The organism is Vibrio sp. V04_P4A5T148 (genome assembly GCF_963875605.1).
Classification (GTDB): Bacteria; Pseudomonadota; Gammaproteobacteria; order Enterobacterales; family Vibrionaceae; genus Vibrio; species Vibrio anguillarum.
Genome location: NZ_CAWNMS010000025.1, coordinates 115,925 through 139,311, shown reverse-complemented (window position 1 = coordinate 139,311; position 23,387 = coordinate 115,925). Strand labels below are relative to the sequence as shown.

At 45.0% G+C, this 23,387-nt stretch carries 19 protein-coding genes; 17 read left to right on the top strand and 2 right to left on the bottom strand.

The window, feature by feature from the left end:
* Positions 1–33: 33 nt before the first annotated feature.
* Positions 34–2,532, bottom strand: coding sequence for a penicillin-binding protein 1A (locus AACT18_RS04200; RefSeq protein WP_094125764.1), 2,499 nt, complete (start codon positions 2,530–2,532; stop codon positions 34–36).
* 149 nt (positions 2,533–2,681) lie between these two features.
* Here AACT18_RS04200 and pilM point away from each other — a divergent pair, with 149 nt between their 5' ends.
* The 14 genes from pilM to AACT18_RS04130 all read left to right on the top strand — a co-directional run bounded on the left by pilM (position 2,682) and on the right by AACT18_RS04130 (position 17,968).
* Positions 2,682–3,692: a type IV pilus assembly protein PilM gene (gene pilM / locus AACT18_RS04195; RefSeq protein WP_094125765.1), complete on the top strand. Its 1,011-nt coding sequence runs from the start codon at positions 2,682–2,684 to the stop codon at positions 3,690–3,692.
* Entirely contained in the window at positions 3,682–4,284 is a 603-nt protein-coding gene (locus AACT18_RS04190) for a PilN domain-containing protein (RefSeq protein ID WP_017047271.1), read from the top strand. The genes pilM and AACT18_RS04190 overlap by 11 nt, the downstream gene beginning before the upstream one ends.
* Positions 4,277–4,870: a type 4a pilus biogenesis protein PilO gene (locus tag AACT18_RS04185; RefSeq protein WP_013855887.1), complete on the top strand. Its 594-nt coding sequence runs from the start codon at positions 4,277–4,279 to the stop codon at positions 4,868–4,870. The genes AACT18_RS04190 and AACT18_RS04185 overlap by 8 nt, the downstream gene beginning before the upstream one ends.
* On the top strand, positions 4,857–5,378 hold the full coding sequence (locus AACT18_RS04180; RefSeq protein ID WP_013855888.1) for a pilus assembly protein PilP: 522 nt from the start codon (positions 4,857–4,859) through the stop codon (positions 5,376–5,378). Before AACT18_RS04185 ends, AACT18_RS04180 begins: the two co-directional genes overlap by 14 nt.
* A 23-nt stretch (positions 5,379–5,401) precedes the next feature.
* Complete coding sequence (locus AACT18_RS04175) at positions 5,402–7,117, top strand: type IV pilus secretin PilQ (protein ID WP_013855889.1); 1,716 nt, start codon at positions 5,402–5,404, stop codon at positions 7,115–7,117.
* Positions 7,118–7,303: 186 nt separating this feature from the next.
* A complete protein-coding gene (gene aroK / locus AACT18_RS04170; RefSeq protein WP_010317691.1) occupies positions 7,304–7,825 on the top strand; it encodes a shikimate kinase AroK in 522 nt (173 codons plus the stop codon).
* A 24-nt stretch (positions 7,826–7,849) separates the two neighbouring features.
* Positions 7,850–8,938 carry a 3-dehydroquinate synthase gene (aroB, locus tag AACT18_RS04165; RefSeq protein ID WP_026027426.1) on the top strand — a complete coding sequence of 363 codons (1,089 nt, stop codon included), beginning with the start codon at positions 7,850–7,852 and terminating at the stop codon, positions 8,936–8,938.
* A gap of 48 nt (positions 8,939–8,986) precedes the next feature.
* Positions 8,987–10,486 (top strand): AAA family ATPase, encoded by a 1,500-nt coding sequence (locus AACT18_RS04160; RefSeq protein ID WP_094125766.1) that lies wholly within the window; start codon positions 8,987–8,989, stop codon positions 10,484–10,486.
* Positions 10,487–10,555: 69 nt separating this feature from the next.
* Entirely contained in the window at positions 10,556–11,386 is an 831-nt protein-coding gene (locus tag AACT18_RS04155; protein ID WP_013855892.1) for a Dam family site-specific DNA-(adenine-N6)-methyltransferase, read from the top strand.
* 112 nt (positions 11,387–11,498) lie between these two features.
* On the top strand, positions 11,499–12,173 hold the full coding sequence (gene rpe, locus AACT18_RS04150; protein WP_013855893.1) for a ribulose-phosphate 3-epimerase: 675 nt from the start codon (positions 11,499–11,501) through the stop codon (positions 12,171–12,173).
* A 95-nt stretch (positions 12,174–12,268) separates the two neighbouring features.
* A complete protein-coding gene (locus AACT18_RS04145) occupies positions 12,269–12,955 on the top strand; it encodes a phosphoglycolate phosphatase (RefSeq protein ID WP_026027427.1) in 687 nt (228 codons plus the stop codon).
* 154 nt (positions 12,956–13,109) lie between these two features.
* Positions 13,110–14,126 (top strand): tryptophan--tRNA ligase, encoded by a 1,017-nt coding sequence (gene trpS, locus AACT18_RS04140; RefSeq protein WP_013855895.1) that lies wholly within the window; start codon positions 13,110–13,112, stop codon positions 14,124–14,126.
* A 155-nt stretch (positions 14,127–14,281) separates the two neighbouring features.
* The gene (locus AACT18_RS04135) at positions 14,282–15,046 is read left to right on the top strand and encodes a substrate-binding periplasmic protein (RefSeq protein ID WP_094125767.1); all 765 of its coding nucleotides are present in this window, start codon (positions 14,282–14,284) and stop codon (positions 15,044–15,046) included.
* 306 nt (positions 15,047–15,352) lie between these two features.
* Positions 15,353–17,968 (top strand): ExeM/NucH family extracellular endonuclease, encoded by a 2,616-nt coding sequence (locus AACT18_RS04130; RefSeq protein WP_094125768.1) that lies wholly within the window; start codon positions 15,353–15,355, stop codon positions 17,966–17,968.
* 45 nt (positions 17,969–18,013) lie between these two features.
* On the opposite strand, the gene AACT18_RS04125 is transcribed toward AACT18_RS04130, so the two are convergent.
* Entirely contained in the window at positions 18,014–18,904 is an 891-nt protein-coding gene (locus AACT18_RS04125; protein WP_094125769.1) for a LysR family transcriptional regulator, read from the bottom strand.
* 335 nt (positions 18,905–19,239) lie between these two features.
* Here AACT18_RS04125 and AACT18_RS04120 point away from each other — a divergent pair, with 335 nt between their 5' ends.
* The 3 genes from AACT18_RS04120 to AACT18_RS04110 all read left to right on the top strand — a co-directional run bounded on the left by AACT18_RS04120 (position 19,240) and on the right by AACT18_RS04110 (position 23,328).
* Positions 19,240–20,076 carry a TauD/TfdA dioxygenase family protein gene (locus tag AACT18_RS04120; protein WP_064625957.1) on the top strand — a complete coding sequence of 279 codons (837 nt, stop codon included), beginning with the start codon at positions 19,240–19,242 and terminating at the stop codon, positions 20,074–20,076.
* The gene (locus AACT18_RS04115) at positions 20,073–21,509 is read left to right on the top strand and encodes an FAD-binding protein (protein ID WP_088729175.1); all 1,437 of its coding nucleotides are present in this window, start codon (positions 20,073–20,075) and stop codon (positions 21,507–21,509) included. The genes AACT18_RS04120 and AACT18_RS04115 overlap by 4 nt, the downstream gene beginning before the upstream one ends.
* 76 nt (positions 21,510–21,585) lie before the next feature.
* On the top strand, positions 21,586–23,328 hold the full coding sequence (locus AACT18_RS04110; RefSeq protein WP_094133354.1) for an L-tyrosine/L-tryptophan isonitrile synthase family protein: 1,743 nt from the start codon (positions 21,586–21,588) through the stop codon (positions 23,326–23,328).
* Positions 23,329–23,387: the final 59 nt, after the last annotated feature.

The following is a 23,387-nucleotide window of genomic DNA, read 5'->3' as shown; positions in this document are numbered from 1 at the left end:
AAGAGGCTAAATGTAGCCTCTTTTTACTGAGCTTTAGAATAGCTCTTCACCTGTAGGTGAAGAGTAGATGTTGTCAGAGACACTCTCTGCGACATACTCGGTTGGCTCTGTGCCTTGAATGAAGTATTCAAACATCGAGCTTGAATCAAACTTATTGGTTAACAAGCCGGTATCGATATCGATTCTTACCCGCACAATATTGGCGGGAATGGGTTTGTCTTGCGCTGGCACATCGACCAGTACTTGACGCATAAAATCAATCCAAGCAGGTTGTGCCGTTTTTGCTCCCGCTTCTGCACCGGATACACCATCGTCATCTACATTGCTGTTTTCGGTTGTCCTACCTAAGTTGCGGTTATGATCATCAAATCCGACCCAAGCAATAGCGACCATGCCCGGTGCATATCCGTTGTACCACGCATCTTTGGAGTCATTGGTCGTTCCTGTTTTACCACCAATATCACGACGCCCCAGCTTTTGTGCACGCCAGCCTGTACCATTCCAACCCGTTCCTTCACGCCAATTTCCGCCACCCCAAATATTGCTGTACATCATCTCTCGGACAAGAAATGCGTTTTGTTCGGAAATTACTTGTGGAGCATAATGCGATGCAACATCTTGCTCATCGAACTCATTTGTTTCAGGGGTGCATTGCTGGTGGCAAACGACTTTTGGTGTGGCTTGATACTCAAGTTTGCCAAAGGGATCTTCAACTTTGCTGATGTAATAGGGTTCAACATAATAGCCACCATTGGCAAACACGGAATAGCCTTGCGCCATCTTAACTGGCGTTAAGCTCCCCGCACCTAAGGCAATGGTTTCTGAGCGTGGTACTTGGTCAATATTAAAACCAAATCGAGTGAGATACTCACGTGTTTCATCCAGCCCAACAGCGCGTAGCACTCTCACTGCCATCACGTTTTTGGATTGAGCCAAACCAACGCGAAGACGAGTTGGGCCAATATAAGTCGGTGGTGAGTTTTTAGGACGCCATGCTGTACCTTGGCTTTGATCCCACTGGTTAATCGGCGCATCATTAATGAGCGTCGCTAAGGTCATGCCTTTATCGATGGCGGCAGAGTAGATAAAGGGTTTAATACTTGAGCCGACCTGGCGCACTGATTGAGTCGCACGGTTAAATTTATTGTGCACAAAGTTAAAGCCGCCAACCAGCGCCAGTACCGCACCATTTTCTGGGTTCATGGCAACAAAGGCAGTGTTGGCATTGGGTACTTGGCTTAAGTACCATTGCGGTGCTTCGTCGGTGGTATGCTCATCACTGTATTCAGCACGATTACGCACCCAAATTTGTTCACCAGCCGCTAATATCTCAGTCGCTTTATTCGGTACTGGGCCTTGTCGAGAATCGGTTAAGAAACGGCGAGCCCAGTTCATGCCTTGCCATTCAATAGTCTGTAGTCCTTGGTTTTTCACCCAAACCGTAGCCGATTGGCTGCTTACGTGGGTAACGACGGCTGGTAATAAATCGCCATAAGTCGGCTCATTATTTAAGTGCTCGGCCAGTTGCTGTTCATTCAATGATGTTTGGCCTTCTTTCCAAACCACTTTTTCAGCACCGCGATAGCCATGACGCTCATCATAGGCGAGTAGGTTATTGATTGCAGCTTTACTCGCGGCTTGCTGCTGTTTGGAATCTACCGTTGTGGTGACAATCATGCCAGAGGTATAGGCCGACTCTTCACCATAGCGCTCCACCATCCATGAACGGGCGATTTCTGCCACATAAGGTGCACTGAGTTCAATTTCAGCACCGTGGTATTTCGCCATTAAGGGCTCAGAGCGGGCTTGCGCATATTGCGCTGGGCTTATGTATTTCTCATCAAGCATTCTCTGTAGCACCACGTTACGGCGGTTAGTCGCGCGATCTAGAGAATAGATAGGGTTCATGGTTGAAGGTGCTTTGGGAAGGCCTGCAATCAGAGCCATCTCACTCAGCGTTAAATCTTTGACTTCTTTTCCAAAATAAACTTGGGCTGCCGCTCCAATTCCATACGATCGGTAACCGAGATAAATTTTATTGAGATAAAGCTCTAGGATTTCTTTTTTCGTCAGCAATTGTTCGATATGAATAGCGATAAAAATCTCTTTGATTTTTCGCATGATCTTCTTCTCATTAGAGAGGTAGAAGTTACGAGCAAGCTGCTGAGTAATGGTACTTGCACCTTGTTTAGCGCTACCTGAGGCGATCACAGCGACCGCAGCACGCGTGATACCAATTGGGTCAAAACCATAGTGTTCGTAGAAGCGGCTATCTTCGGTGGCGATAATCGCTTCGATAAGTTCCGGCGGGATCTCTTCAATACGCAACGGAACTCGGCGCTTTTCTCCAAATTGGGCGATGAGCTTGCCATCTTGACTATAGACCTGCATCGGTGTCTGCAATTGTACATCACGTAAAGTCGCTACATCGGGGAGGTCTGGCTTCACGTAAAAATAGAAGCCAAATATCGTAGTGACTCCAAGAATAATGCAAATCAATGAAAGTAATAACAATCGCTTTATGAACTTCACCGGATAATCCCTGTTTAGTTAAGGCTGCCCTTATGCAAACCCTTGTACTCTAGGCTAAAAATTTAGCTCTAAAAATTAATTGTGGCTTATTTAACCTCAAAATAAGCAAATCGAGCTAAGCCTAAGCAGCGTTACTGGAGCTAAGCCGTATGGGTAAATCAATGGTTACGGGTATAGATATTGGCCACCATAGTATTAAAGCGGTGGTGTTAAAGCTAGCGGGTGATTCATATGCACTCGTCGGTTATAAAGAATTATTTATTACTGAGGACATATTCTCCGATAACCACACGCTGGATTATCAGAAAATTGTAAAGAAACTCAAAGAACTAAGAAAGGGTTTACCACTATTTAGTCACAAAGTCGCCATATCGGTACCGGACAATGCGGTAATAAGTAAGGTATTACAGATAGATAGTGACCTGCAGGCGCGTGAAAAGGAGTTTGCTATTTATCAGGCATTTTCTCATCAGTCACCGTTCCCGATAGAAGAACTGAGTCTCGATTTCGTCAAAGTGATGGAAAAAAGCGTAAGTCGCAGTAGCACCGTAAGTTATCAAGTTTACGCCACTCGTAAAGACGTCGTGGAAAGCCGTGCGTTAGCGGCTCAAAAAGCGGGCTTTTTACCGATCGCGGTTGATGTGCAAATACACAGTTTGTTAAACATCTGGCAGTTGGCGAGCTGGGCACAACATCGCAGCGATTGGATGCTCATGGATGTGGGCCATACCCAAACAGCGCTCTGTATTGATTTTACTGATAAAGCCCCTTTTCATAAAGAGATCCCTCTCGGTTGTCAGTGGCTGTCCCAAGACAGCGCGATGTCGGGCACCAATGCCGAATTAGCCGATAAAAACGAGCGCTTTGTGCATGAGTTGATCGAGCGACTTCAACGTCAGTTGCAGCTTTTCACCTCCGTCAATGGCGCGGGTAGTTTAGCAGGCATTTGGCTCTCAGGTGGTGGTGCAGATACTCCGATGTTGGCGCAAGAGATCTCGCGGCGTCTCAAGCTTGAGTGCGAGATTCTCGATCCCTTCCTTCTGTTTAACAATAAGTTAGCGAAACGCCAGCGAGGTAAGCAGTCTGGGCAGAGTTTTAGCACCGCGGCTGGCCTTGCACTGCGTGGTATCGAGTGGTTGGAGTCTTCTCATGTTGCATAGTATTAACTTACTGCCTTGGCGAGAGGAACAAAGAGCGGCGCATAAGCGTCGTTTTATGGGCTTGGTCGTCTTAGGTGTGATGAGCGCTGTTGGTATTCAATGGGGTATCGGTTTGTATTTCTCTGGGCAAGCGCAGCAGCAAGAGTCTCGTCTGGCCTATTTGAATCAATACATTCAGCAGCTTGATAAACAGATCAATGCATTAAAAATGACGGAACAAGAACACAAGGCACTATTAACTCGCTTATCGGTTGTTGAGTCATTGCAAAGTCAACGCAATAAAACCACCGAGTTGATGAACCTGATGCCACAGCTTATGCCTGAAGGAGTCTACGTCGATAAGATCAAAATGAATGGTGAAGAAATTGAAATTACGGGCATCAGTGACAGCACTGCGCGTCTTGCGACCATGCTCGATAATTTTGAAAAATCAGCCTTACTTTCCGATGTCAACATGCACTCTATCGTGCACGGTAATAAGCGATTTGGTAAGGAGTTTCAGACGTTTAAAGTGTCATTTATGTTTCATTCCCCGACACCACAGGGCTCTGTGCTAACCAAGATTCGGCCTACAGGAGCTGTCCATGACTAGTTTTCAAGATCTTGATATGGATGAAATGGCTGAATGGCCGTTGCTGCCTCAACTGCTGGTTATTTTGGTGTTGATGCTGATTATTCAAGGCGTTGGCGCGTGGTTCTATCTTATGCCTCAAAATGAGCAATTGCAGAACTTAAAACAGCAAGAAGAGGTGCTGAAATCGACCTTACGGATTAAGGCCAGCAAAGCCGCCACCTTACCCCAGTTGCAAGCTCAACTGGATGAATTAACTGAACGTTATGATTTTTTATTACGCCAATTACCCGTGCAAAAAGAGCTCGCAAGCATGCTCGCATCGGTCAATGAACTAGGGCTAGATAACGCGTTAACCTTTACACGTATTGATTGGGGAGAAAAACAGAATAAAGAGTTTCTGTATCGTTTGCCGCTCAATATCGAATTAACTGGGAATTACCACGACATTGGTGATTTCTCAGAGGCGATCGCGAAATTGCCCCGCATTATTAATTTCGATGATGTTGATTGGCAACGGGTTAGCCAGGAAAGCAGCACGTTACATTTTAGGGTGCGCGCTTATACCTATCAATTCAAGCAAGAGGTGGACGATGAAAAACAATAATCTGCTGCTGATGGTGCTGTTTAGTACCAGTGTATTGGTTGGTTGTAAGGCGAATCAAGATTCATTGAAGGTTTATGTGGAGCAGGTCGAGGGGCAAGCACGCAAAGAAGTCTCCAAATTAAAACCCATTATTCAATTTGAAGTTGCTCATTATGCGCAACATGAATCCCGCGAACCTTTTGTGCTGCCTAAAGAAGCGATTGTACAAAATCAGCCTGTAGTGAAGGCAGACTGCTGGCAACCTCCGGCTCGCAGTAAAAATGGCCAGCTAGAGCGCTATCCGCTTAATCAACTGCGATTAAAAGGCGTGATGAGTAGCGGGGGCGCGGTATCGGCATTAGTGCAAACGCCCCAAGGCAAGGTCGTCAACGTGAAAGCGGGACAATATTTAGGTTTGAATCACGGCAAAGTTACTCGAGTTAATTCCAATTACCTGCTGATCAATGAAACCTTGCCAGACGGCTTAGGTTGTTGGAATCAACGTAACGTCAAATTGGCTCTGAAATAGAATTTGAATTTAGAGAAATCACTATGATTAAAGGACTACAGACACAAATGACTATGGTATTTCGGAGCCTCTTATTTGGCTTATTATTGAGTGTGGCAGGGCTAAGTGTGGCGGCAGAAACGACGCAGACCAACGAGCTTAAAGGCATTGATTTTCGAGTCAATAAAAACAAAGACGCTGTATTGATTGTTGAACTCGCATCACCTTCGACAGTAGTTAATGTGCAGAAAGTGGCTGACGGTTTACAAATTGAACTGCTTAAGACGGATGTCTCCAATGAGAAACTGTATGTCTTGGACGTCAAAGATTTTGCAACCGTTGTTGAGAGTATCGAGGTATTGCGCAAAGAGCCAAGTACACAGTTACTGGCGACCATTCATGGCGAGTTTAAGTATGATTACAGCTTGAAAGGGAAATACCTTGAGGTGGTGATTGGCAAACTGAAAGAACAAGAAAAACCTAAGCCGAAGAGCATTCTTGAGAAAGAGGGCAAGCTTATCTCGATTAACTTTCAAGATATTCCTGTGCGAAATGTTTTGCAGCTTATCGCAGATTATAACGCGTTTAACCTAGTCGTCTCAGATTCGGTCACTGGTAACCTGACGCTACGGCTTGATGGCGTGCCTTGGCAGCAAGTGCTCGATATCATTTTGCAAGTCAAGGGATTAGATAAGCGTGTTGACGGCAATGTGATTTTAGTTGCACCTAAAGAAGAGTTGGATTTACGTGAAAAGCAGCAGCTTGAAAAGGCACGTTTGGCTGAAGAGTTGGGCGATCTACGTTCTGAAATCATCAAAATTAATTTTGCTAAGGCGTCTGATATTGCGCAGATGATTGGCGGTGAAGGGGCGGTCAGCATGTTGTCTGAGCGAGGTTCCATCAGTATCGACGAGCGAACCAACTCACTGCTGATCCGTGAATTGGCTGAGAATATTGTGGTGATACGCCAAATTGTTGAATCGCTCGATATCCCGGTCAAACAGGTACAGATTGAAGCGCGCATTGTTACGGTCAACGAAGGTAATTTGGATGAACTTGGCGTACGCTGGGGTTTCACCTCGACCAATGGCAACAACACCGCAGGCGGAAGTATTGAAAGTAATTTATTCCAAGTGGGCAAGTTGGGGGAAAGCACATTGCCCGTTGATGACTTCCTTAACGTAAACTTAGCGGCGACCTCCGCTAATGCCTCAAGTATTGCCTTCCAAGTGGCTAAGTTGGGGTCGGATATGTTGTTGGATTTAGAGCTTTCAGCGCTACAACGTGAGTCGAAAGCGGAGATCATTTCCAGCCCTCGTTTGATTACGACCAACAAGAAACCCGCTTATATCGAGCAGGGTACGGAGATCCCTTATTTGGAGTCTTCTTCCAGCGGGGCAACGACAGTCGCCTTCAAAAAAGCGGTGCTGAGTTTAAAAGTGACGCCGCAGATAACGCCGGATAATCGTTTAGTGTTAGATCTCAGTGTCACTCAAGACCGGCCTGGGGATATTGTAAAAACAGGGACGGGAGAAGCGGTTGCAATTAATACTCAGCGTATTGGCACTCAAGTATTGGTCAATAATGGAGAAACCGTGGTCCTTGGTGGAATATTCCAACATAGCGTCAACAATACGGTGGATAAGGTTCCATTGCTTGGTGATTTGCCATTACTTGGTGCATTGTTCCGCCGTTCCTATGAGCAAGTGGGCAAAAGTGAGCTGCTGATTTTCGTTACACCGAAAGTCGTCATTCAATAACTTACGGCTGATATTGCGATTGGTTAAAAAATAAAGTTGCATTAGTGGCACCATATCTAGATAATTTCGGGTCTTATCACGAATCATCTGTGAGGAATAGGTGCCACGAGCGTCTTAACGGTCAGTATTATACTGGCTAATCTTGTGGCGATGTCATTGAATTAACGTTGTAAATTACTGCTAAACATGGCTGAGAAACGCAATATTTTCCTTGTTGGCCCAATGGGCGCCGGCAAAAGTACAATTGGTAGACATCTTGCTCAACAACTGCATATGGAGTTTTTAGACTCAGATACAGTCATTGAAGAGCGTACAGGCGCAGATATCGCATGGGTATTTGACGTCGAAGGTGAAGAGGGCTTCCGTAAACGTGAGGAAGCTGTAATTAATGACCTAACCGAGAAACAAGGTATTGTACTCGCAACAGGCGGTGGTTCTGTTAAGAGTAAAGAAAACCGTAATCGTTTATCTGCTCGTGGTATTGTGGTCTACCTTGAAACGACGATTGAAAAACAACTTGCACGCACGAACCGTGACAAAAAACGGCCATTGCTTCAAACAGACAATCCACGTGAAGTCTTAGAATGCTTGGCTGATGAACGTAACGATCTTTACGCTGAGATCGCTGATTTTACGGTTCGTACTGACGATCAAGGTGCAAAAGTGGTAGCCAACGAGATCGTAAAAATGCTAGAAGAACATTCCTAAGTTCTTTATTTTGGAGTGCAAACCATGGAACGGATTACGGTCAGTTTAGATGAGCGTAGCTACCCAATCTCAATTGGCGCCGGATTATTTAATGATCCGGCCCTCCTTTCTTTCTTATCGGCCAAACAAAAAGTCGTCGTCATCAGTAATGTGACGGTCGCGCCTTTGTACGCGGATAAAATCTTCGCCCTTCTTGCACCGCATGCTTGTAACGTCTCCTTGCTTGAACTGCCAGATGGCGAGCAGTACAAAACTTTAGATACATTTAACACGGTGATGAGTTACCTGCTGGAAGGTAATTACAGCCGTGATGTGGTGATCATCGCTTTAGGTGGTGGCGTGATTGGTGATTTAGTTGGATTCGCCGCAGCCTGTTATCAGCGCGGAGTCGATTTTATACAAATACCGACCACGCTGCTTTCGCAAGTGGACTCCTCCGTTGGCGGTAAAACCGCGGTCAATCATGCTTTAGGTAAAAACATGATTGGTGCATTTTATCAGCCGAAAGCCGTCATTATTGATACTGAATGTTTGGCGACTTTACCTGCGCGAGAATTTGCCGCTGGTATGGCGGAAGTGATCAAATATGGCATCATTTACGATCATGATTTCTTTGTCTGGTTGGAAGAGAATCTCGATAAACTCTATGCCTTAGATGAGCAAGCGCTAAGTTATGCCATCGCTCGCTGCTGTCAAATTAAAGCCGATGTGGTCGCTCAAGATGAAAAAGAGTCGGGAATTCGCGCGTTGTTGAACCTAGGTCATACATTTGGTCATGCGATTGAAGCGCAGCTCGGGTATGGTAATTGGCTACACGGTGAAGCGGTTTCTGCCGGAACTGTGATGGCCGCTAAAACGGCGCAGTTACAAGGTTTAATTAACGATCAGCAAGTTGAGCGGATTGTTTCTATACTCAAAAGAGCAAATTTACCGATTCATACGCCCGAAAGCATGTCGTTTTCTGACTTTATGCAACACATGATGCGTGATAAAAAAGTGCTTTCAGGCGAACTACGTTTGGTGCTACCAACCAGTATTGGTACATCACAAGTAGTGAAAGGTGTACCCGAAGCGGTCATTGAACAAGCGATTGACTTCTGCCGCACCCTGTAAATCTTCATTGATACTAATTTGACAGTTGTCTGTCAGTAGGACGGCCTAATGAGTTTGGCGAATGAATTACGTATATTGGAATTAGATTCGCAAGTCGAGCTACTTGAGCGTTTGCAATTATTGACCAATTTTGGCTCAAATGTCATTACCGTTGGTGGTGGATTAGGTTTTGGTAAATCTTGGTTAGCGCAGCGTTATTTAGAAGCGTGGGCCGAAGATAAAAACCAATCGCTGTTGCTGTGCCATCCCAATCAAGATGACCAGCAGCGTCGAGCGACCATTCTTACCCAAATCGTTTCAGGCCCGTTATTTAATCCTCACGATACACTTTCTGACAGCTTAGCTCGCCTGCTTGATGGTGGCGGTTGTGATGTGGTGATTGTTGTCGATGACGCTCATCTACTCTCTGAAACCTTAGTGTCTGAGCTATGGATGCTGGTGTTAGAAGCACAAGCCAATCCATTGTGGACCATCAATGTCGTATTATTTGCACAAGCCAATAGTCTTGATGCTTTGCTGACTCGTTTAAGCTACGGACAAGAGCATAAACCCGTAGAGCTTGAGATTGAAGCCCTAAGCAATGAAGAAGCGGATCGCTTTTTTGAAAATCTGGTCATGCGTTATGTACCCGATGAGATGGAGCGCCGCGTACGCAACGCTTACAAAAAGGTGAAACGCGTGCCTGGGGAAATCATGGCATTAGGAGAGCAGAAAATGGAAAAAAGGATCATCATCCGTTCGATTATCGGTTCTCCTGTGCAGATCGCTGCCTTGGTTTTACTGCTTCTGCTCATCATCGGTGGTGGTTACTGGTGGCTATTTACCCAGCCCTCACCCGATGAGCAAGCGTCGCAAATTACAGGCACACTCGAGCAGACGGTGATTCCGACGCTCGGGGATGCTGCTGCACCAACAGTCAATACGCTTAACGATGATTCAGCAACTGACGCCACCAATAATGGGAAGGAGCTTGCGAAAAGTGACCCGAGTTATTTAGATGCTGAAGATGATTCCAGTTCGTTACCACCCGATGTGATGGAGAATTCAGAGAGCGTGGGCATAATTGACAGCGATCAGCAACGAGTGGTGATTGAGTCTGATGTTGTGGATGCGCTTTTGGAAGGCAATTCGACCAACGCCGATACGTCAGTGATTAATAATGCACTTGCTGATGCACAAAACCGCACGGCGCAAACTGTGCCAGTAAGTGAGACTGCCACTGCTGCTGCGCCAACGAAAATCACTTTCTCCTTTGCGAGAGAAGAACTCAAAGCCTTCTCGCCACGCAGTTATACTTTGCAATTAGCGGCGGTCAGTTCGCTTGCTGAAGCACAAAACTTTATTAACACCTACGCGCTGCAAGAAAAGGTGCGTATTTATCCGACAGCACGCAATGATGTGGAGTGGTACATCATCACCTATGGTAATTATCCAACCATCCAGTTTGCGCGTGATGCCGTTGAAACCTTACCGAAAGCGTTGCAATTGCAAGGCCCTTGGGCCAAATCACTCAGCCAAGTACAACGAGAGATTGATCGTGCGAAATAACGCTGAGCTTGACGCAAAAATATGTTACATTCCGCAGCCTTATTTCGTGGTTGAAAGATAGAGCAGTAAATGAAGAAGCAGCGTGCCTTTCTTAAATGGGCTGGTGGTAAGTATGGCCTAGTCGAAGAGATTCAACGTCACCTGCCGCCAGCGCGTAAACTGGTTGAACCCTTTGTTGGTGCTGGCTCTGTGTTCCTCAATACTGATTTTGAACAGTATTTGTTGGCCGATATCAATCCTGATCTCATCAACTTGTATAACCTGATTAAAGATCAACCTGAACTGTACATCACCGAATCTAAGCGTTGGTTTACGGCCGATAACAACCGTAAAGAAGCGTATCTCGATATTCGCAAAGAGTTCAATAAAACCGATGATGTACTGTATCGTTCGTTGGCGTTTTTATACATGAACCGTTTTGGTTTTAATGGGTTATGTCGCTACAACAAAAAAGGCGGTTTCAATGTGCCTTTTGGTTCCTACAAAAAGCCTTATTTCCCGCAAGCAGAATTGGAGTTTTTTGCCGAGAAAGCCAAGAAAGCGACCTTTATTTGCGAAGGATACGAAGAGACGTTTCGTCGTGCTCGCAAGGGCTGTGTTGTCTATTGCGATCCGCCATACGCGCCACTCTCTACTACCGCCAATTTTACTTCTTATTCTGGTAATGGCTTTTCATTGGATGATCAAGCCTCATTGGCCGATGTCGCCGAAAAAGCCGCCAATGATCGTGGCATACCGGTACTGATTTCCAATCATGACACTAAGTTAACGCGCCGTTTATATCATGGTGCAGAACTTAACGTGGTCAAGGTTAAGCGCACCATTAGCCGTAATGGAGCAGGGCGCAACAAAGTAGATGAGTTGTTGGCACTGTTCAATACAGCGGAATGCGAAGGTTAACATTTCGCAGTTAAATCGGGTGTCGCGCTAGGATATCTTGGCCAGCTTAGGTAGAATTGCGGGCGAATTTTGCTCATCACGCATTTGCGCCCACTAGCCTAAGAGGTCAGGTATGAAAGATTTCCTAATTGCCCCATCTATACTCTCAGCAGATTTTGCTCGTCTTGGCGAAGATGTTGAGAAAGTGCTTGCCGCTGGGGCAGACGTTGTCCATTTTGATGTAATGGATAACCACTACGTTCCCAACTTGACCTTTGGTGCTCCTATTTGTAAGGCGCTGCGTGACTATGGTGTTACGGCACCGATTGATGTTCACCTGATGGTGAAACCAGTTGATCGCATCATTCCTGATTTTGCCAAGGCAGGGGCTTCGATGATCACTTTTCATGTGGAAGCTTCTGATCACGTTGATCGCACATTGCAATTGATCAAAGAGCACGGATGCCAAGCGGGTGTAGTGCTCAACCCAGCTACGCCACTTGCGCATCTCGAATTTATTATGGATAAAGTGGACCTCATTTTGCTGATGTCGGTTAACCCTGGTTTTGGTGGTCAATCTTTTATTCCGCATACGTTGGATAAACTGCGCGCGGTGCGTCAATTGATTGAGCAATCGGGTCGTCATATCCGCCTTGAGATTGATGGTGGGGTCAAAGTCGATAACATTCGTGAAATTGCACAAGCGGGCGCAGATATGTTTGTCGCAGGCTCGGCTATTTTTGGTCAACCTAATTACCAAACGGTGATTGATGAGATGCGCGCAGAATTAGCCAAAGTGGCGCGCTAAGTCATAATACTGACTACACCTCAATAATCACTACGCAACATACTTATAACGCAACAAGGGGCTTTGTGCCCCTTGTCTATTATTCGGAAGTTAAGATGTCTTTAAGCTCAATTAAATTAATCGCCTTTGATCTCGATGGTACCTTGCTCGATAGCGTGCCAGATTTAGCCGTAGCCGCCGACCAAGCGGTACAATCGTTAGGCTATTCATCAGTATCAGAAATGCAAGTGCGTGATTACGTCGGCAATGGTGCAGATGTGCTGATCGCTCGCTCACTTAGCCAAAGTTTAACCATCAACCCTGATCTTAGCGATGAGATCAAAGCCACCGCTCGTGAGCGTTTTGATGAATTTTATGCCCAAACGGGCCATAAACTGAGCCATTTATATCCCCAAGTGAAAGAAACCTTAGCGCAGCTACACAGTGCTGGATTCACATTAGCTTTGGTGACCAATAAACCGTCTAAGTTTGTACCTGACGTATTGGTACAACATGGTATTGAGCACTTTTTTAGTGATGTGATTGGTGGTGATACCTTCCCGATCAAAAAACCTGATCCAATGGCGCTTAACTGGCTATTGGATAAACATCAACTAACGGCCAAGGAAATGTTGATGGTTGGGGATTCGAAAAACGATATTTTAGCGGCTAAAAATGCGGGTTGTTATTCGTTTGGTTTGACTTATGGCTACAATCACGGTGAGCCCATTTCAGCTTCCAACCCTGATTACGTGGCGGACTGTATCGACCAATTGCTTGATGTGTTGCGAGTTTCAGCATAAAAGTTCACACAATGCGCTAGTAAAATACTCGTCAATGAGTACACTGCATAAACCGCGTTATCGCTAAATCAAGTATCACTTAGCGAATAAGCGCGGTTTTTTTCACAGACATTTTCAGTCTTATCTCATTTTAAGTAGCAAGGAAATCATCCCTATGAGCAAACCCATTGTATTGAGTGGTGTTCAACCGTCAGGTGAACTAAGTATCGGTAACTATTTGGGTGCTCTACGTCAATGGCAACAGATGCAAGATGACTATGATTGTCAATACTGCGTGGTTGATCTGCATGCGATCACGGTTCGTCAAGATCCGAAAGCACTGCATGAAGCCACGTTAGATGCATTGTCAATCTGTCTTGCAGTTGGTGTTGACCCTAAAAAGAGCACGCTATTTGTTCAGTCACACGTACCAGAGCATGCTCAATTGGGTTGGCTTCTCAACTGCTACACGCAGATGGGTGAATTGAGCCGCATGACTCAGTTCAAAGACAAATCAGCACGTTATGCGAACGATGTGAATGCGGGCTTATTCGGTTATCCTGTGTTGATGGCGGCCGATATTCTACTTTATGGCGCGCACCAAGTACCCGTGGGCAGTGACCAAAAGCAGCACTTAGAACTTGCGCGAGATATCGCGACTCGTTTTAACAACATCTATAGTCCTGAAAAGCCGATCTTCACCATTCCAGAGCCTTACATTCCTCAAGTGAACGCGCGAGTAATGAGCCTGCAAGATGCGACGAAAAAGATGTCTAAGTCAGATGATAACCGTAAGAATGTCATCACTTTGCTGGAAGATCCAAAGTCGATTATCAAGAAGGTTAATAAGGCTCAGACAGATACTGAAACGCCACCGCGCATCGCTTTTGATACCGAAAACAAAGCGGGCATCTCCAACTTGATGAGTTTGTACTCTGCGGCGACAGGCAAAAGCTTTGCTGAGATTGAAGCGCAATATCAAGGTGTTGAGATGTACGGCCCTTTCAAGAAAGATGTTGGCGAAGCGTTGGTTGCCATGCTGGAGCCTGTACAAGCTGAATACGCGCGCATTCGAGAAGATCGCGCGTATCTTGATTCAGTAATGAAAGCTGGTGCAGAAAAAGCCTCGGCCCGCGCTGCGATCACCTTGAAAAAAGCATTTAAAGCGGTAGGGTTTGTCGAGCGTCCTTAATTTTTCCTGCGATAATCTAACTCTTTTTGCATTAAATAAAGCTAGGTTTTCCTAGCTTTATTTTTTACTTCTGCTTAATCAAATTTGATCTTTCTCTTTGTATTGTAGGCTTAGGTCTACACTTTAAATCATAACCATGATGATGAGTTTTGAACATGAGACGACTGCTGTTATTAGGATTGATGTTCATCTGTAGTGCCGCCGCCGCAGAGCCAGTTCGTATTTGTGTTGGTGATGTGAATGTTTGGCCCCCGTTCACCTATTGGCAGGGGAGCTCGTATCAAGAAAAAGCCGATTCCTTGACTGGCTCAGCCACAACGCTGGTGTTGGACGCATTAAAATCTCACAACATCGATTACCAGTTTTATTTTATGCCTTGGGCGCGAGTCCAACATGAACTGACGCAAGAGCGCGGTCGCTGCGATCTGACATGGGATGCAAGTTATCGCGCAGAAAGGGCTGAGTACAGCTATTTTTCGGTCCCGCTTTATACGATTCAACTCGGTTATTTTACGCTGCCAGACAATCATGAAGATTTAAAAGACCCATCCGTTGATGGCGTATTATGCGGAGTTAATGGCTTTAATTATGAGAATTTTGCACTGTCTAGAGAACCCTCTCTCTATTTAAATTCCGTACAGCAAGCGCTGAATATGCTGCAAAAAGAGCGCTGTGACTGGTTTGTGAGTGAAATTGAACCCATTTATGGTGGAATTCAGTTGGGTCTATATCAAATTGATCGGCCAATCGTTCACCATTTGCTCGCTAAAAACAAGCCGTACCACGTGCAAGTTCGTCGCAGTTTAGAAAATTCGATGCCGCTGCTAAATCAGCTCAATGACTACTTTCTCGATGCGCAAAAAACCGGTCGCGCCCAGGCGGTCTTTGATCGCTACCTCTCTTTTAGCCAATCACAATAATCAAACTAAGGTGTTTGCCGTGTACGGAGCACCTTGTTTGCCTTTCTTTTTAGAAAAATAAGACTGTTCACCTCACGGCAATATCACTGTCGAAAACCCCCTTTACCTTCTTTGTTGAAAGTTTGCGCTTAGTTCAAGTATTTGCTCTAGCTATGCGATGTTGATCTCGATATGAATGGTGAATGTTTTTATCTTTCATTTAAAAACACAACACTGTACGCGCAAATGGAACCAATCCCCTTTATAAACGTGATTTACAACACCTTGCTTACCACTTCGGTTACAGAGCAGGGAAAGAGGTGAACAATGGAATCGACACGAATTAAACCCTTTGGCCGAACATTACTCGCTGCGGCGATAAGCTCCACATTGGCTGTATCAGTTCAAGCTGAGATTATTATTTCTCAGTATGTAGAAGGCAGCAGCTTCAATAAGGCGATCGAAATTGCTAACACTAGTAATGTATCCGTCAGTTTAGACAATTTCATTTTAGCGAAATCAAGCAACGGCGGTGGTAACTGGGATACACAGTTGCCCCTGACTGGGCGAGTGATTGCCGCGAATGATGTGTTAGTGATTTCTCATGCCAACGCCAATAGTGCTATCCAAGCAGTGAGCGATGAAAATAATGGCTCAGTAATTAATTTTAACGGTGATGATCCGGTGGCACTGCTAAACAGTGATGGTAGCGTGCATGATGTGTTGGGAGTGATGGGCGGCATTAACTGGGGCAAGGACACCACTTTAGTGCGTAATAGCGATAGCCTTATGCCCTCAGCGGCTTATCAAGCTGCTCAGTGGAGCGCGTTAGGCAAGGATAACATTGATGGGTTAGGCGCACTCGATGCCGTAGAGCCACCGGCTGAGTTTACCTGTACTCAAGAGGGATCTGAACCCACCTTTACCTCTATTCAAGCGATCCAAGGTGAAGGGCAAACCTCTCCTTTTATTAGTGGTTACCCTTACATCACCGACCAAGAATATTTTGTCAAAGGTGTCGTGAGTGCCATTACCACAGGGTTGACGAAAGGTTTTTATCTGCAAGCGTTGGAAGATGATTACAACTTAAATACCTCTGAAGGTTTGTTTGTTTTTACCGATCAATCAAGCTCAAGTTTAAAACCGGGGGATGTGGTTTGTGTGAAAGGTAAAGTACAGGAGTATTACAACCTCACACAGCTTAAAGTCGAAAACAAGCAATGGCTAAAACAAGGTGAGCAAGAGGCTCCACAAGCGACCGCGATAGAGATTTTGCCTACCGATGAGAACTTTGAGCACACATTAGAGCGTTATGAAGGCATGTTGGTAAAAACCACACCAGAGCTGGATATGCGTGTGACGCGAACCTTTGGTTATGACTATGCTGCTCGTCGCAATAACATGGTGTTAGCGCAAGGTCGTATTAACATGCAGCCGAACCAGCTATTCGCTGCGGGCTCTGAGCAAGCCAAACAGCAGAGCGTGGAAAACGCGCAGCGCCGCTTGTTTATTGAATCCGATGCGAAAGCCGCCGATGGCCAAATTCCGTACTACCCAGAGTTTGGTCGCAGTGATATTGATCAAAATGGTTCGACTGAAGATTACATCCGCATTGATGACAGCATCATAGGTTTAGAAGGTGTGCTCTCATACGGTTACAACGAATATCGTCTGATTGTGACCAATTCGCTCAGCCAAGAGAATTTCGTACGCAATGATCCCCGCAGCGAGAAACCGGATATCGATGAAGGCGATCTGCGCATTGCCACATTCAACGTGCTTAACTATTTCAACTCGCCGTTTGGCGGTGATGCAAATCAGCATGGCGGTAATCGTGGTGCTAATAACCTTGCAGAATTTGAACTGCAGCAAGCGAAGATCGTCAATGCGATTGTACGTTTGGATGCCGATATTGTCGGTTTGATGGAAATTGAGAATAACGGTTTCGGTGCAGGGTCGGCAATTGCGCAATTGGTCAATCAGATCAATAGCCAGATCTCGGATAAGAAAAAGCATTACCGTTTTGTCGCGATTGACTCAAATAATGATGGTGTGACCGATGAACTTGATTCTATTGGCACGGATGTGATCACCACAGGAGTGATTTACCGTGAAAAAGTGGTGAAGTTGACAGAAAATCGTGTAATTCCAATGCCAAGCCAACAAGCACCTGAAGTGTTGGATGACAAAGGCAAAGTGATTGAAGATGGTAAAAATTACCAGCGTGACACGCTTGCACCGACCTTCAAAGTTAAAGGTGGCAATGAGAAAATTACCGTCGCGGTTAACCATCTAAAATCCAAAGGCTCGGCATGTTGGGAAGATGCCGCACCAGTTGAACAAGGTGGGCAAGGCGGCAAAGATCTTGATTTTCAAGGTGCATGTGAACAATTCCGTGTCGCAGCTGTAGTTGCTTTAGGTGAAGCGTTACAAAAAATAAAAGGGCATAAAGTCATTTTGGGTGATATGAACTCTTACGGTATGGAAGACCCGATGCTCGTATTGACGGACTACAGCCCAGAGAAGTATGGCAAAACCATTCGTGCGGCACGTAATACTTACCTTGCAGGTACTCCTCAGTTTGGTGATGATGGCGCGTTGATTACTCACAATTATGGGTACCTTAACGCCGTGGCCATAAAACACCCAGAGAGCTGGAGTTACTCATTTAATGATGAAGTTGGCGCACTGGATCATTTGCTGGTCAGCAAAAGTTTGAAAGGCAAAGTGGTGGATGCGACCGATTGGCATATCAATGGCGGTGAATCGACACTGTTTGATTACAACAGTGAATTCAAAGGTGATTTACCTAAATATCAAGATCATTTCCGCGCATCTGATCATGATCCTGCCGTGTTAGAACTGAACATCTATGGCGGTTCATTCGGCCTAGGAGCACTCTTCTCATTACTCGGCTTTGGTATGTGGCGACGTCGTCGTTAAGGCTTAAAGTGCGCCCCGTTAACTGACGGGGCGTTTTTGTTTTGCTCAAGCTCGGATTTTTTCAATTAAATAATCAATAAATAGCCTTACTCGTGGCGCAAGATGGTGACGGCTCGGGTAAAGAATGTTCATGGTGTTATCTGATAGATAATAATCTGGAAAAAGCCTGACGAGGTTAGGATCATTGATTTCGTCAGCGAGAAAATTGGCAATCAAGCCGATCCCCATGCCTTGTTGTACCATTGACATCGCACCAAGCGGCGCATTGCAGATATGTTTAGGGCGGGTTTTAATGTTGCATCTCACTCCCTTTGGATTGATTAGCGTGACTTTATCTTGAGGAAGATTCAATAAAGTTAGCGCAACCCATGGGTGCTGCTCTAAATCTCGTAGTTTCCTTAATAAAGGTGCACTAGCTAAGTATTTTTTACTGGCGTATATCCCCATTTTAAAAGGCATTAATTCGCGGCCAACCATTGAGCAAGATGTCAGTTCACCCATTCTGATCAGCACATCTAATTGTGTGGCTATTGGATCTTGTAAACCATCTTCGAGTTGAATATCAAACAGCACATTGGGGTAACTCTCAGAAAATGTTGAAATCAGCGGACTTAAAATATAGCTGCCGACATCAATGGTTGTACCGATCCTAATCACGCCTGCCACATCGGTAGAAAAATGCTGGACGGCCCGTAGCGCGTCTTCTGCCAGCGGTAAGAGGCCATTGGTATGTTGATAAAATGCGTGCCCTTCAGTCGTTAGGCTAACTTTACGGGTAGAGCGATGCAGTAAACGTACGTTAAGATGTGATTCTAGTAAGCTAACTTGCTCGCTCACTTTCGATTTTGCTATGCCTAACGATTCACCAGCCGAGGTAAACGAACCGTATTCAACCACTTTATTAAAAATGGCAATACGTTTTAACTCACTCAACATAATTGTTCCCTTATTGGTAACCTTTCGTTCTTGTTTTGTTATCTAGTCAACCTTTGTCATTCATCAAATAATGACAGCTCTAATTAGAGAGATATAAACCATTTTGGTTTCCTTTAAATACGGGCAAATAATAAATTTCTTCTGAATGATGGCACTATTGAGATATCTATTCCTAAATAAACTGGGATTAATAATTAAATTAGCAATGTCAATCTTATAAATATCAATATTGTGTAAATATTTTTAATATTATCCAACCGAATTTTCGAAAATGATGGATGCAATGTTGTTTTATTTCTAACGTTTTATTAAAAATTAATTTAAAGGAACGGGTGATGAATTATCAGGTCACGAAGCTCCATCCTTTTGGAGTAAAAATAGAAGCAAATGGATTAAAAATTCCCATTAGCGAAGTACCAATAGCACTACTGCGTAAACTATTTATTGAGCATCAGTTGGTATTGATACGTGGATTTAAAGCCTTTGAACAGGCCGAGCAATTTGCAGAATATTGCGAGCAATGGGGAGAGATCAGTATTTGGCCATTTGGCAAAGTGTTAGATTTAATTCAAAAAGATCAGCCAAAGGACCATATTTTTGATAGTAGCTATATGCCGCTGCATTGGGATGGCATGTTCCGCCCTCAAGTGCCTGAATATCAGATATTTCAATGTGTTCAGGCGCCATTGCCAGCACAAGGCGGCCGGACGACCTTCACTCATACAACCAAGGCGCTACAGAACGCAACCGAACAGCAGCGCTCATTATGGCGAAAAGTCACGGGGCACTATCAGCGAGAGATGGAGTTCTATTGCAGTCACACCATTTCCCCGATTATTGCTCAACATCCCTATCTCTCACACGAGGTCATTCGTTACGCCGAACCGCATTTCGCTGAACGTGGCGATCTGCTAAACCCACCAAATGTGACCTTTAGTGGCATTGATAGTGAGCAAATAGCTGAGTTCCACCGTAGCTTGCGTGACGCACTGTATGACCCTCGTCATTTTTATGCTCACGAATGGCAAAATGATGATGTGGTCATTACGGATAACTTTAACTTACTGCATGGTCGAGAAAGCTTTTTATCGCATACCCCACGTCATATCCGTCGAGTTCAGGTGCTAAGCGATCCACCGTTTGATAATCCAAGTTTGGAGTCTTACCGATGAGTGATTACCACACAGATATTATGATCGTTGGAGCCGGCCCTGTCGGGCTTATGTGCCACTATTTAGCGCAGCGCTGCGGTCTGAACTCACAAGTTATTGATAAATCTAATGGGCCACTGGTGGTCGGACGGGCCGATGCACTTAATGCTCGAACTCTGCAGTTACTTGATATCGTTGACTTATTTGAGCCACTTTACGTGCAAGGCAAACCCTGTAATACCAGTTCGGTATGGGCTAATGGTCAATTTTTGTCACGCCAGTCTCATTGGTGGACAGCGCTGCAAGGCTGCTTCTATCCTCACTTTCTGATGTTGGGGCAAGCACATATTGAAAAAGCGCTAGATAGTGCAGTCAAAGCGCAGAACGCGGCCGTGCGCCGTGGTTTATCTGTGGTCGATATCACTGTTGATGAGCAAGGCTGCGTGACGGAACTAAGCAGTGGCGAGCGAGTTCGTTCACGTTACGTGATTGGTGCAGACGGTGGGCGCTCTTTTGTACGTCAGCATTTTTCGATTCCATTTGAAATCGAGAGACCAGAAATTATCTGGGCGGTGATTGATGGTGTTATTGAGTCAGATTTTCCGAAAGTGCCAGAAATCATCGTATTTCAGGCTGAGACGTCAGATGTCGCCTGGATTCCACGTGAAGGTGATTTGGATCGTTTTTATATCCGTATGGACACCGAAGAATTTACTCAGCAAGAGGTTATTACGCGCATTAACCGAGCAATGTCGCCGCATTCACTGACGTTTAAGCAGGTTGAGTGGTTTTCTTATTTCTCGGTTAAGGAGTCTGTTGCAGAACGGTATGACCACCAGCAACGGGTATTTCTAGCAGGAGATGCCTGCCATATACATTCGGTCAATGGCGGCCAAGGGCTCAATACCGGAGTTGCTGACGCGTTCAATTTGATCTGGAAGCTCAATATGGTGTTGCGTGGTCAGGCATCACCTACGCTGCTGGACAGTTATCAGGCTGAGCGCCAACCAGTGGCTCGCAGCGTGATTGAAAGCTCTGGTGCATTGGTGCGTGCGACTAAATACTCAGAACGAGGAACCCATGCGGAGGACTATGTACAAATCGTTGAACAGCGAGCTGGTAACATCACAGGTATGGGCATTGGGTATGGCAATGGTGGCTTAAACGGTTCTCGAGTGTATGACTTTGAGATGCATAGCGATCAGCAGAGTTGCCGCTTTTATCAATGGCTAGATTACCGCTCCTTTACGCTTCTGTTAACTGGCGATGCTGAGTTACCACCAGAAATTCCTCCGTTTGTGCGTTGCCTTCATCTGTACGATCAGGCGAAGCCTGGGCAGTATTGGAGTGAGAGTTCATTCTACCAGGGGCAAGCTTTACTGATCCGCCCTGATGGTTATATTGCGGCTTTCGCGTCGCTTGCGCACGCGGCTGAACTGTTGGCTGGCCTATAAACTTTTTAACCGAGAGTGAAGGCCGAGGGTTCTGCATCATTCCGTCAATGGTCTTCGCCTTTAATAAGGAAACACTATGCTTGATCATCAACAGCAGCAATGTGTGGATAATATTGCTTTTATTTTATTAGACCAATTATTAGCACAAACAGACGCCACTTTTAGTGGGTATCAGAAGTTAAAAAAACAGATAGCTCAGTGTGTCATTGAAAACAAAGTCATTACATTATTACTACCTGCCTTTCCATGTAAAACGAATAACCTAGATAAGGTATTAGGTTATAAGCCTGATTTGGGTGAATATCGAGTTTTACAAAAATTTGTTAATGCCATTCGTGATATTCAATCTGTCTATTCTCCAGGAGTGATGTTTTACATTTTTTCTGATTATCATACATTTTCTGATTATATTAATGTCGATTTAGAACATCATTACACTTATTCTGATGAATTACGGAATATGGTGGAAAATATGAACGCCAGTGATTGTCTAAAAATTATAAACTTTGAGCACTTCTCTGCGTTTGATGACTTAAATGAATATCAATATTTCAATGGATTAAAGCAGCGCTTTGGTGATGCGGAATATGAGCGTGATTTTGCACGTCTTAAACAGCATGATAATGCAATGCACCATACCTATCTGGGCTTGAAAAAATTCATGCATCAGGATCAGAAATATGCGCTTGCTCCGCTGAGTTATAAGAAACGACGTGAGCGACTAGCTCTTATGGCTAAAGGAATGATGGTGCAAGGACGTGCACTCGATAATTTCCTCAATACTCATTTGAGCCACGCTATTCGTCTCAGCATTCATGAACACCCAATGCAAGGCAAAAAATATTCGCTGTTTCTTTTTGATGAGCGATCGTTTAAGACACCTTGGCATACTTGTGTCTTATTTGATGCTTGCCACGGAGAATTTATTATTGATACGCAGGCCAATCACAAACAACGTGAAGGCGTGATTATTCCCGTAATGCATCAAGGAACGCTGTGGTGTTTACTGCGTTTCAATATCGAAGATGCTAACGAGGCACAATTGATGCGTGAGGTAAAAGCCACTCTACAAGCAGAGCAGTTTGGCCTGACGTTAGAGTCACACCATGGATGCTCACTGACCGCGCTACCGCAGGCTCAAGTGAGCCAATTAGTAAAAGCGTTCTCTGCTGTCTGTTTAAAAGGCTTTAACCCGTTGCCTCAAGCTTCATTTTGGTCTTCGTGGTTTGCCGGAAATCATGCTCTGCTTCCGGAAGAATATGTTCGGAGTAGTACATTAGCAGAGCCCAGTTGGTACGGGCTCAAAACACCGTCAACGAGCATAGCGCGTCGCTATTCTTATACTGACATGACTCCTGATGAATGGGCGATTTACTGTTCATCTTCTCCGCTGAAGGTTAACTTACTGGATGCCTCACTGGCTGCGTTGTGTCTTAATGGTCAAGCAAGTGGTTGGCTGAAAAATACCATTGTGCAGTACGATGATACGGCTACTTATCCTGTGATTATGTCGGGGGATTGGGGAATGAATTTACGCTGGAGCCCATCATTGGCGAAGCATATATCGTCGTCGACTGAAATTGACAATATCAATCAAGTAGCCAATGTTTTAACTCCTATTCTTGAACGTTCACAAGTACAGCATGTTTTTGATTTACAACTTGGCGATATATTACTGGTGAATAACCACACCGTACTTCGTTATGGCGTGTTATCCGAAACAGAATTAGCGGTGCGTCAGCCTTATTCGGTAAATTCCCCTTGGCAGCCTCATAACAAACAACCAAGTAGTGAGCATTTACAAGAAAGCCCTGCTTAAATAAACGACATTTTTAGGAAATAAGCATGAAGAGCCAAGTAAGCGGATTACTTGGCTTT

Coding starts and splice junctions, on each gene's coding strand:
- pilM (WP_094125765.1), top strand. CDS start 2,682: ATGGGTAAATCAATGGTTACGGGTATAGATATTGGCCACCATAGTATT.
- AACT18_RS04190 (WP_017047271.1), top strand. CDS start 3,682: ATGTTGCATAGTATTAACTTACTGCCTTGGCGAGAGGAACAAAGAGCG.
- AACT18_RS04185 (WP_013855887.1), top strand. CDS start 4,277: ATGACTAGTTTTCAAGATCTTGATATGGATGAAATGGCTGAATGGCCG.
- AACT18_RS04180 (WP_013855888.1), top strand. CDS start 4,857: ATGAAAAACAATAATCTGCTGCTGATGGTGCTGTTTAGTACCAGTGTA.
- AACT18_RS04175 (WP_013855889.1), top strand. CDS start 5,402: ATGATTAAAGGACTACAGACACAAATGACTATGGTATTTCGGAGCCTC.
- aroK (WP_010317691.1), top strand. CDS start 7,304: ATGGCTGAGAAACGCAATATTTTCCTTGTTGGCCCAATGGGCGCCGGC.
- aroB (WP_026027426.1), top strand. CDS start 7,850: ATGGAACGGATTACGGTCAGTTTAGATGAGCGTAGCTACCCAATCTCA.
- AACT18_RS04160 (WP_094125766.1), top strand. CDS start 8,987: ATGAGTTTGGCGAATGAATTACGTATATTGGAATTAGATTCGCAAGTC.
- AACT18_RS04155 (WP_013855892.1), top strand. CDS start 10,556: ATGAAGAAGCAGCGTGCCTTTCTTAAATGGGCTGGTGGTAAGTATGGC.
- rpe (WP_013855893.1), top strand. CDS start 11,499: ATGAAAGATTTCCTAATTGCCCCATCTATACTCTCAGCAGATTTTGCT.
- AACT18_RS04145 (WP_026027427.1), top strand. CDS start 12,269: ATGTCTTTAAGCTCAATTAAATTAATCGCCTTTGATCTCGATGGTACC.
- trpS (WP_013855895.1), top strand. CDS start 13,110: ATGAGCAAACCCATTGTATTGAGTGGTGTTCAACCGTCAGGTGAACTA.
- AACT18_RS04135 (WP_094125767.1), top strand. CDS start 14,282: ATGAGACGACTGCTGTTATTAGGATTGATGTTCATCTGTAGTGCCGCC.
- AACT18_RS04130 (WP_094125768.1), top strand. CDS start 15,353: ATGGAATCGACACGAATTAAACCCTTTGGCCGAACATTACTCGCTGCG.
- AACT18_RS04125 (WP_094125769.1), bottom strand. CDS start 18,904: ATGTTGAGTGAGTTAAAACGTATTGCCATTTTTAATAAAGTGGTTGAA.
- AACT18_RS04120 (WP_064625957.1), top strand. CDS start 19,240: ATGAATTATCAGGTCACGAAGCTCCATCCTTTTGGAGTAAAAATAGAA.
- AACT18_RS04115 (WP_088729175.1), top strand. CDS start 20,073: ATGAGTGATTACCACACAGATATTATGATCGTTGGAGCCGGCCCTGTC.
- AACT18_RS04110 (WP_094133354.1), top strand. CDS start 21,586: ATGCTTGATCATCAACAGCAGCAATGTGTGGATAATATTGCTTTTATT.